Origin of the sequence: Microbacterium sp. SCN 69-37 (genome assembly GCF_001724435.1) — a bacterium.
Classification (GTDB): Bacteria; Actinomycetota; Actinomycetes; order Actinomycetales; family Microbacteriaceae; genus Microbacterium; species Microbacterium laevaniformans.
Genome location: NZ_MEEL01000011.1, coordinates 1 through 7,909 on the forward strand (window position 1 = coordinate 1; position 7,909 = coordinate 7,909).

At 67.3% G+C, this 7,909-nt stretch carries 10 protein-coding genes, 1 tRNA gene and 1 pseudogene; 8 read left to right on the forward strand and 4 right to left on the reverse strand.

Annotated elements, in window-relative coordinates; translation table 11 throughout:
• Position 1: 1 nt before the first annotated feature.
• Both ABS64_RS01090 and ABS64_RS01095 read left to right on the forward strand, forming a co-directional pair.
• Positions 2–250, forward strand: coding sequence for a metal-sensitive transcriptional regulator (locus ABS64_RS01090; RefSeq protein ID WP_292680200.1), 249 nt, complete (start codon positions 2–4; stop codon positions 248–250).
• A 58-nt stretch (positions 251–308) separates the two neighbouring features.
• Positions 309–382: transfer RNA gene (locus ABS64_RS01095), tRNA-Cys, on the forward strand.
• 30 nt (positions 383–412) lie between these two features.
• On the opposite strand, the gene ABS64_RS01100 is transcribed toward ABS64_RS01095, so the two are convergent.
• From ABS64_RS01100 to ABS64_RS01110, 3 genes are all read right to left on the reverse strand, one after another.
• A complete protein-coding gene (locus ABS64_RS01100; protein ID WP_061018362.1) occupies positions 413–1,246 on the reverse strand; it encodes a F510_1955 family glycosylhydrolase in 834 nt (277 codons plus the stop codon).
• 58 nt (positions 1,247–1,304) lie between these two features.
• Positions 1,305–1,922 carry a DUF305 domain-containing protein gene (locus ABS64_RS01105; protein ID WP_363331261.1) on the reverse strand — a complete coding sequence of 206 codons (618 nt, stop codon included), beginning with the start codon at positions 1,920–1,922 and terminating at the stop codon, positions 1,305–1,307.
• An 84-nt stretch (positions 1,923–2,006) separates the two neighbouring features.
• Positions 2,007–2,378, reverse strand: a complete 372-nt coding sequence (locus ABS64_RS01110; RefSeq protein WP_288121646.1) for a DUF6153 family protein — start codon at positions 2,376–2,378, stop codon at positions 2,007–2,009.
• Between the two features lie 162 nt (positions 2,379–2,540).
• On the opposite strand from ABS64_RS01110, the gene ABS64_RS01115 reads away from it, so the two are divergent.
• The 3 genes from ABS64_RS01115 to ABS64_RS01125 are packed head-to-tail and all read left to right on the forward strand — an operon-like array spanning position 2,541 to position 5,498.
• Positions 2,541–4,439 carry a DUF4396 domain-containing protein gene (locus ABS64_RS01115; RefSeq protein ID WP_061018351.1) on the forward strand — a complete coding sequence of 633 codons (1,899 nt, stop codon included), beginning with the start codon at positions 2,541–2,543 and terminating at the stop codon, positions 4,437–4,439.
• Positions 4,440–4,448: 9 nt separating this feature from the next.
• Positions 4,449–4,781 (forward strand): ferredoxin, encoded by a 333-nt coding sequence (gene fdxA / locus ABS64_RS01120; protein WP_061018348.1) that lies wholly within the window; start codon positions 4,449–4,451, stop codon positions 4,779–4,781.
• A 24-nt stretch (positions 4,782–4,805) separates the two neighbouring features.
• A complete protein-coding gene (locus ABS64_RS01125; RefSeq protein WP_061018346.1) occupies positions 4,806–5,498 on the forward strand; it encodes an SDR family NAD(P)-dependent oxidoreductase in 693 nt (230 codons plus the stop codon).
• A 14-nt stretch (positions 5,499–5,512) separates the two neighbouring features.
• Here the strand turns inward: ABS64_RS01125 and ABS64_RS01130 are convergent, their stop codons facing one another.
• Complete coding sequence (locus tag ABS64_RS01130) at positions 5,513–6,454, reverse strand: cation diffusion facilitator family transporter (RefSeq protein ID WP_061018344.1); 942 nt, start codon at positions 6,452–6,454, stop codon at positions 5,513–5,515.
• 42 nt (positions 6,455–6,496) lie between these two features.
• Here ABS64_RS01130 and ABS64_RS01135 point away from each other — a divergent pair, with 42 nt between their 5' ends.
• From ABS64_RS01135 to ABS64_RS01145, 3 genes and pseudogenes are all read left to right on the forward strand, one after another.
• Positions 6,497–7,153: a TetR/AcrR family transcriptional regulator C-terminal domain-containing protein gene (locus tag ABS64_RS01135; RefSeq protein WP_292680205.1), complete on the forward strand. Its 657-nt coding sequence runs from the start codon at positions 6,497–6,499 to the stop codon at positions 7,151–7,153.
• Between the two features lie 49 nt (positions 7,154–7,202).
• A complete protein-coding gene (locus ABS64_RS01140) occupies positions 7,203–7,583 on the forward strand; it encodes a metalloregulator ArsR/SmtB family transcription factor (protein WP_061018340.1) in 381 nt (126 codons plus the stop codon).
• Positions 7,580–7,909: pseudogene (locus ABS64_RS01145) on the forward strand (MFS transporter); the annotation flags it as partial. The gene ABS64_RS01140 and the pseudogene ABS64_RS01145, both read left to right, overlap by 4 nt.

A 7,909-nucleotide genomic window follows, 5' to 3' on the forward strand; every position in this document is an offset into this window, starting at 1 on the left:
CCTGAACCGGCTCAAGCGCATCGAGGGTCAGGCGCGCGGGATCTCGAAGATGGTCGATGACGAGAAGTACTGCATCGACATCCTCACCCAGATCAGCGCTCTCACCAGCGCCCTGCAGGCCGTCGCGATCGGGCTGCTCGACGATCACCTCAAGCACTGTGTGATCGACGCAGCACGGATGGACGGCGACCAGGCCGAGCAAAAGATCAAGGAAGCCAGCGACGCGATCGCCCGTCTGGTCCGGTCCTAACCCGGACCAGACGGACGACCCGTCCGGCATCCCCCCGCCCCACGTCGGGGCGGAACCTGGTGCCTTGGCCGAGCGGCGAGGCAGCGGCCTGCAAAGCCGCCCAGACGGGTTCGACTCCCGTAGGCACCTCCACCCGTCACCGCAGCCGCCGTGCGGCCCCCGCTACTGGGGCAGCACGGTGATGCCGCTGGCGTCGACCACGACGACCCGGCCGTCCGCGTCGATCCCCACCGCCTGCGCCTGCTCGTGCACCGTGCCGGCCTCCCGCCACTGGTCCTCCCCGGACCCGAGCACCCAGATCCGGTCATCGGTGCCGACCCCGACCAGCCGCTTCCGATCCGGGGACGCTCCCAGCGTGTACAGCAGCGGCGCATCCGGCCACGCCGAGAACGACGCCCCCCGGTCCGTGCTCACGGTCACCCCGTCCGCGGTCGCCGCGACCACCCGGCCGCTGGCATCCGCGGTCAAACTCACCGCCGGCACCTGCGCGCCCGTCGGAGTCCAGGTGGCGCCGGCATCGACGCTGCGCAACAGGTCGGTGTCGTCGGTCGCCAACCCGTACACGGTGTCATCGGCGCCCGCGGTGAGCGCATGGAAGTCTTTCTCCCCGGTGAACGCGACGGGTTCCCAGTTCGCGCCGCCGTCGACACTGCGGATCACTCCCAGATTCGGTGCTCCCCACTCTTCGGGGGTCTGCGGGCCCGGGTGCCCGGACGCGATCAGGCCCTGCGACGTCGCCGTCAACCCCATCGCGTCGAAGTCGGCGGTACTGACCCGGCCGCCGAGCTCACCCGATTCGGACACCTCGTAGATGCCCTCGTGGGTGCCCAGCAGCAGCTGCCCCGTCTCCGGGTCCACGACCACCGCGTGCACATGCGTGGACAACGCGGTGTGTTCTTCCCCTGTCGACGCGGGCGTGCTCGCGCACCCCGCCAACACGACAGGCACGGACATGACGGCGGCGATCACGGCCGCCGCCTTGAAACGGACGCGCATATGCACCCTCCACGATCAGGGTGGGGCGCCACCATCGGTGACGCCCCACCGGGGTGCCTCAGAGCTGAGCGAGCAGATCTTCCATGGTGGTGATCTCCGCGGACTGCGTGTCCACCACCGCCTGGGCCAGTTCCTTCGCGTCCGGGTTCTTCCCGTCGGCCAGCTCGGTCTCGGCCATCTCGATCGCGCCCTTGTGGTGCTCGATCATCTGCTCGAGGAACATCCGGGCAGCGTCGGCGCCGGTCGCGGCCTCCAGCTGCGCCATGTCCTCCTCGGACATCATCCCGCCGCCGTGGTCCACGTCGCCCATGTCCATATCGTCGGCGGACATGCCCCAGTCATCGAGCCAGCCCTGCATCGTGTCGATCTCCGGCTGCTGCGCATCCTTGATCTGCTGCGCCAGATCCAGCACCTGCTGGTCGACGTCGCTCTTGGCGAGGATCATGTCGCTCATCTCCACCGCCTGCTGGTGGTGGGGGATCATCATCATCGCGAACATCGAATCGGCCATGTTGAAGTCCGCCTCTGCGGACTCCGATGGCGCCGACGAGGACCCGCCGCCGTGATCCATGCCCGGCATCGAGTCGCCGCTGCCGGCGCACCCAGCGAGGAACAGGGCCGTCGCCAGCGGAACGGCGACGAGTGCTGCGGTGCGGAGCTTCTTCTTCATCATCATCAATCAGTCCTTCTCTTGGGTGTACGTGAACGCCCGCGAACGGGCACGGCAACAAACCCCACCGGACGGCGGGGTCCGGCGCGTTCACGTCCGACTGATCGACAACTCCCGCAGTGAAGGCGGGCGGCTCGGAGCCGGCCGCGCTACGAACATCACCGGCCACCATGTGGCCCGTTCCTGCGGTGTCCCGCGGATCAGCCGAGGGAGCAGGAGGAGCAGCACCGTCGCCAGCAGCGCCAGCACGCACATCACCATCAGCGCGTCGTGACCGCCCTCCGGGCTGCACGTCACACACCCGTGCCCCGCGTCGTCCACCGGGGCAGTGGCTGCGCCGTGATGACCCTCGGGAACGGTGGCGCCGGTCATCTCCGCCGTCGACGACATCGCCGGCGCGTGGGAGGAGGCCAGGGTGTGCATGCCCATCAGCCCGACGATGATCGCGGCCGCGAAGCACACCAGGAGCAGCCACCGCGTCGAACGCGGCAGCCGGGTACGCAGCGCGGACAGGAGGAGCCAGGGGCACGAGCAGGCACACCACCAATCGTGGGTACCCTGCGGGGGTAGGCTATACGGGTCTGAGCCTCCTTCGCACCGACCGGCTCGGCGAAAAGGAGCGCCATGCTGATCCAACCCATCGACTACTTCCTGGTCGGCTGGTTCGTCCTTGTAGCCATCAGTACCCTTTGGGTCGGCGTCGACCAGTTCCGAAGCAACCCCGAGCCCACCGTGATGAAGTGGGGCTTTATCCTCGTCACCCTCTACCTCGGACCCATCGGTGCGCTCCTATATGTCCTGGCGGACAAGGAGCCACGGCCGGGGGAGCACGAAGAGTTCACAAAGCCCCTCTGGAAGCAGGGCATCGGATCGACCATTCACTGCGTGGCCGGAGACGCGACGGGAATCATCGCCGCCGCGGTGATCGTCTCTACCCTGGGCCTGCCGATGTGGCTCGATCTGATCATCGAGTACATCGCCGGATTCGCTTTCGGGCTCTTCATCTTCCAGGCCCTGTTCATGAAGAACATGATGGGAGGCACCTACTGGCAGAACGTGCGCCGCTCGTTCCTGCCGGAATTCATCAGCATGAACTTCATGATGGCCGGGATGGCGCCGGTGATGTCGCTGCTGATGATGGGGCGGGACATGCGGGCCATGGTCCCCACTGAACTCATCTTCTGGGCCGTGATGTCCGTCGGTGTTGCCGCCGGCTTTGCGCTGGCCTACCCCTCCAACGTGTGGATGGTGAAGAAGGGCATCAAGCACGGACTGATGACTCAGCGCAAGGAGCCGGCCACCGATCCGCAGCCTGAACACGCCGGGCACGCGGCGATGGCCGCCGGATCCGGAGCGGGGCATGACGATGCGCAACAGCCATCCGAGCATGAGCAGCATCAGCCCAATGGGGCAAGCAAGGTCACTGTGCCGCAGCTGACCGTCGTTGCCTCGTTCGCGACGATCGCACTGATCGTGGGCATGGTCGCCCCCGCCAACGCGGTCAACATGACCCTCAGCGCCGAAGACGTCGGAGGTCTGATCATGCCGCCGGGCATGATCATGACCCGCGACACTCCCGCCGAGGCGATGGAGGACATGGCTGCGGTCGATCCGCGGGACGTCACCAGCGCCTACGACGTGGACACCCGTGGTGACGAGGTCCTCGAGCCTTCCCGGATCGAGGATGGCGTGAAGATCTACGAGCTCACTGTCTCCCTGATCCGATGGGAGATCCTCCCTGGTGTTGCCGTCGACGCATACGCGTACAACGGGCAGGTGCCCGGGCCCCGGCTGAACTTCACCCAAGGCGACCGGATCCGCATCGACGTCACCAACAAGCTCGGCGAAACCACCACTGTGCACTGGCACGGCCTGGACGTCCCCAACGAGATGGACGGCCCTGCCGGCATCACCCAGGACCCGATCGAGCCCGGTGACACGTACAGCTACGAGTACACCGTCAAGCAGTGGGGCACCTTCTTCTACCACTCCCACGACCACGCCGACCGGCAGCAATCCCTTGGCCTCTACGGGGCCCTCATCATCGACCCGGCCGACCCGTCCCAGCAGCCACCAGCAGATCACGATTACACGATCCAGCTGCAGGAATGGCTCAACCGAGAAGGCCTGACCTATCCGGCGATGCCGATGGAAGGAGGGATGCCGAACTACTTCACCATCAACGGCAAGGCGTACCCGGCCACCGAAACCATCGACATGAAAGTTGGCGAGACCCTCAGGGTCCGCTTCATCGGCTCGAACACCGTCGGCATCCACCCGATGCACATCCACGGCGGCCCGTTCACCGTCGTCGCCCGCGACGGTGAATCCCTCGCCGAAGACCAACAATTCAAAGCCGACACCATCAACATCGGGCCCGGTCAACGCTACGACGTGATCTGGGAGGCGCTGGAGCCCGGCAAGTGGCTCATCCACTGCCACATCAACCACCACACGACCAACAACAACGTCGAGACCGACGGCGCCGGCGGGCTCACGATGATCATCAACGTCACCGAGTAGACCCTACTGATGACCTATGTGATCGCACTGCCCTGCGTGGACGTCACCGACCGCGCCTGTCTGGACGAGTGCCCGGTGGACTGCATCTACGAGGGCGACCGGATGCTCTACATCCATCCCGACGAATGCGTCGACTGCGGTGCCTGCGAGCCCGTCTGCCCGGTCGAAGCGATCTACTACGAAGATGACCTCCCCGACGAGTGGGCCGACTACTACACCGTCAACGTCGAGTTCTTCACCGAGCTCGGTTCACCCGGCGGTGCCGCCAAGACCGGTGTTCTCGGTCTCGACCACCCCACTGTCGCTGCCCTCCCGCTGCAGCACCCGCGCGGCCTCGACTGACCCACCCCACCCCGAAGGACACCCATGACCGCCACCCTGCTCATCCTCGGCGCCGGACCCGGCACCGGCCGCGCCCTCGCACACACCTACGCCGCCGAAGGCTGGAACGTCGCCCTCGTCGCCCGCCGATCCGACCCGCTCACCGCTCTGGCCGACAGCATCCGCCGCAACGGCGGCGAGATCGCCGCGTTCCCCGCCGACATCACAAACCCGCACGAGCTGCGCACGGTCATCGACCAGGTGCGCGAGCGGCTCGGGCGGATCGACGCGATCGCCTTCACCGCGGCCTCCGACGACGGATTCGTCCCGGCGGCAGATCTCACCAGCGAACAGGCCCGCACCTTCGCGGACCTGTTCCTCTACCCGCTGATCACCACCGTTCAACTCACCCTGGCGGACCTCCGAGGTAGCGAGCACGGTGCGATCTTCTACGTCAACGGCGCCAGCGCCCTGGGCGCACCCGCCGGGATGAGTGGTCCCGCCCCGGCGATGGCCGCCGCCCGCAACTACCTCGCTACCCTGCGCGATGAGCTCGCCGGCGATGTGTTCGTCGGGGCAACCTTCGTCGCCGCGATGATCGAGGGCAGCGCCGCCGCGGACGCCGCCGCCGAATGGAACGCGGACGGCAGCTTCCCCAGCATCGACGCCGCCCAGATCGCCGGCTCCATCTGGGACCGGCATCAGCACGGCGGGGCCTTCGAGACACTGCTCCCGTGAGCTGCTAGCCGCGCTCAGCGGTGCCGGACCAGGGCCGACTCGTCCTCGGTGAGGTGCGCGGTCTCGACCTGGAAGGTCGAGTGCTGGATCGACACCGGGAAGTGCCCGGCCACGCATTCGCGGACCTCGTGCAACACCTCTGCGGCATGCCCATCGGTGAAGCACTCGTCCTCGACCACGATGTGGGCGGTCAGGGTGGGCAGGCCCGTCGCGACCGTCGACGCGTGCAGGTCGTGTACGTCGGTGACGTGCTTGAGCTCGAGGATATGCCGGCGCACCTCGTCCAAGTCGAGCCCGGCGGGGGTGAACTCCATGAGCACCCGGGTGGTGTCACGCATCAGGATGATCGCGCGCGGCACGATCAGCCCGGCGATCAGGAGGCCCGCTATCGCGTCGGCCTGCTGGAAGCCGGTCGTGGCGATCACGATCGCGGCCACGATCACTCCGAGGGAGCCGAGTGCATCGTTGATCACCTCCAGGAACGCGGCACGCATGTTGAAGTTCGCGCCGCGGCTCGACGACAAGATCACGATCGCCACGACATTCGCGGCCAGTCCCACGATGCCGAACACGAGCATCTCGCCGGCGGCGACCTCCGGCGGCTCGAACAGACGCCGGATGCCCTCGATGGCGGCGTAGGTGCCGACCACCAGCAGCAGCGCGGCCTGTCCGAGCGCGGCGATCACCTCGATCCGCCGGAACCCCCAGGTCCGCTTCGGGTTGGCCGGCCGCAGCATCAAGGTCGCGGCGATCAGCGCGACCAGCAGTCCGGATGCGTCGGTGATCGCGTGGGCGGTGTCCGTCAGCAGCGCCAGGCTGCCGGTGACGACAGACCCGATCGCCTGCGCGACCACGATCGTCGTCGTCAGACCAAACGCGATCCACAGACGTGCCCGGTGATCCCCAGGCGCTCCCGCCTCGCTCGCCGGCGCACCGTGATTGTGACCCGCACCCATGTCCTGCTCCCTCACTTGGTCAGTGACCAACACTCTTGGTCGGTGACCAAGCTACTACAATGTTGGTCACTGACCAACCCCGAGGAGAACCCTGTGGCCGACCGACTGTCCCGCCGCGACGTCATCCACGCCGCCCTGCTCCTGCTCGATCGCGACGGAGCGGACGCCATCACCCTCCGGGGGATCGCCCGACACCTCGACGTCCACCTCAACTCGGTGTCACTGCAGGTGGGAAGCAAGGCGCGCCTGCTCGACCTGATGGCCGACGCCATCCTCGGCGAGCTCTCCTTCGACGACCTCCCGCACCCGCCGATCGACCGGGTCAAGGAGATCTTCCGCCGCTACCGTCAGGTCCTGCTGAACCACCGCGACGGCGCGCACCTCGTCTCGGGCACGCGGGTCTCCGAGACCAACACCCTGCGCCTGGGGGAGGCGGTGATCGCCGCGCTGCTCGATGCCGGCGTCGACCCCGACCTCGCGGTCACCACCTTCTGGAGTCTCAACTACCTCGTGGTCGGCCTCGTCCACGAAGAGCAGACCACCCCTGAGGACGGCGCCCACCGTTTCGAGCAGGAACTCGCCTCGCATTCGTTCCCCGCCCTGACCAGCGTCCACGATCTCTTCCTCGGCGACAACGTCGCCGCGCACCTCGAATTCGGCATGGATGCTCTGCTGCATCGCGCGCGTCATCTCGACTGAGCATTCTCGTCAGCTGCCGGCCGCGCCCTCCATATGAAATAATCTGCGTATGGATGCAGATAACAAGACGTGCGGTCGCGACCCCGACAGCCTGTACGTCGAGCTCGCCGTCGAGGTCTTCACCATGCTCGCCGACGCCACCCGCGTGCGGATCATCCTCGCGCTGGACGGGGCGGGGGAGCTGTCCGTGAACCACATCGCCGACATCGTCGACAAGTCCCCGGCCGCCGTCTCCCAGCACCTGGCCAAGCTGCGCCTGGCCCGCATGGTCACCACCCGGCAAGACGGCACCCGCGTCTTCTACGCCCTCGCCGACGAACACGCCCGCCAGCTCGTCACGGACGCGATCTTCCAAGCAGAGCACTCCCTTGGCGGCACCGTCCCGCACCACCACACCGAAGCCGACACCACCCGACCCGGGCCGTCATGATCACCGTCCTCCGCAACGGCACGTACCGGGCGCTGTTCTTCGCCCAGGTCATCGCCCTGGTCGGCACCGGGCTGCTCACCGTCGCCCTCGGACTGCTCGCGTTCCAGATCGCCGGCGACGCCGCCGGATCGGTGCTCGGCACCGCGCTGACGATCAAGATGGTCGCCTACGTCGGCGTCGCACCCCTGGTCGCAGCGCTCGTGGACCGGCTCCCCAAAAAGGCCGTCCTGGTCGGCGCCGACGCGGTCCGACTCGCGATCGCGCTCACCCTGCCCTTCGTCCAGGACACCTGGCAGATCTACCTGCTCGTGTTCGTGCTGCAATCC

What these genes read in the sequence shown, in the direction of transcription:
- ABS64_RS01140 (WP_061018340.1), top strand. Translation starts at nt 7,203, where the DNA reads ATGGATGCAGATAACAAGACGTGCGGTCGCGACCCCGACAGCCTGTAC.
- ABS64_RS01105 (WP_363331261.1), bottom strand. Translation starts at nt 1,922, where the DNA reads ATGATGATGAAGAAGAAGCTCCGCACCGCAGCACTCGTCGCCGTTCCG.
- ABS64_RS01130 (WP_061018344.1), bottom strand. Translation starts at nt 6,454, where the DNA reads ATGGGTGCGGGTCACAATCACGGTGCGCCGGCGAGCGAGGCGGGAGCG.
- ABS64_RS01115 (WP_061018351.1), top strand. Translation starts at nt 2,541, where the DNA reads ATGCTGATCCAACCCATCGACTACTTCCTGGTCGGCTGGTTCGTCCTT.
- fdxA (WP_061018348.1), top strand. Translation starts at nt 4,449, where the DNA reads ATGACCTATGTGATCGCACTGCCCTGCGTGGACGTCACCGACCGCGCC.
- ABS64_RS01125 (WP_061018346.1), top strand. Translation starts at nt 4,806, where the DNA reads ATGACCGCCACCCTGCTCATCCTCGGCGCCGGACCCGGCACCGGCCGC.
- ABS64_RS01100 (WP_061018362.1), bottom strand. Translation starts at nt 1,246, where the DNA reads ATGCGCGTCCGTTTCAAGGCGGCGGCCGTGATCGCCGCCGTCATGTCC.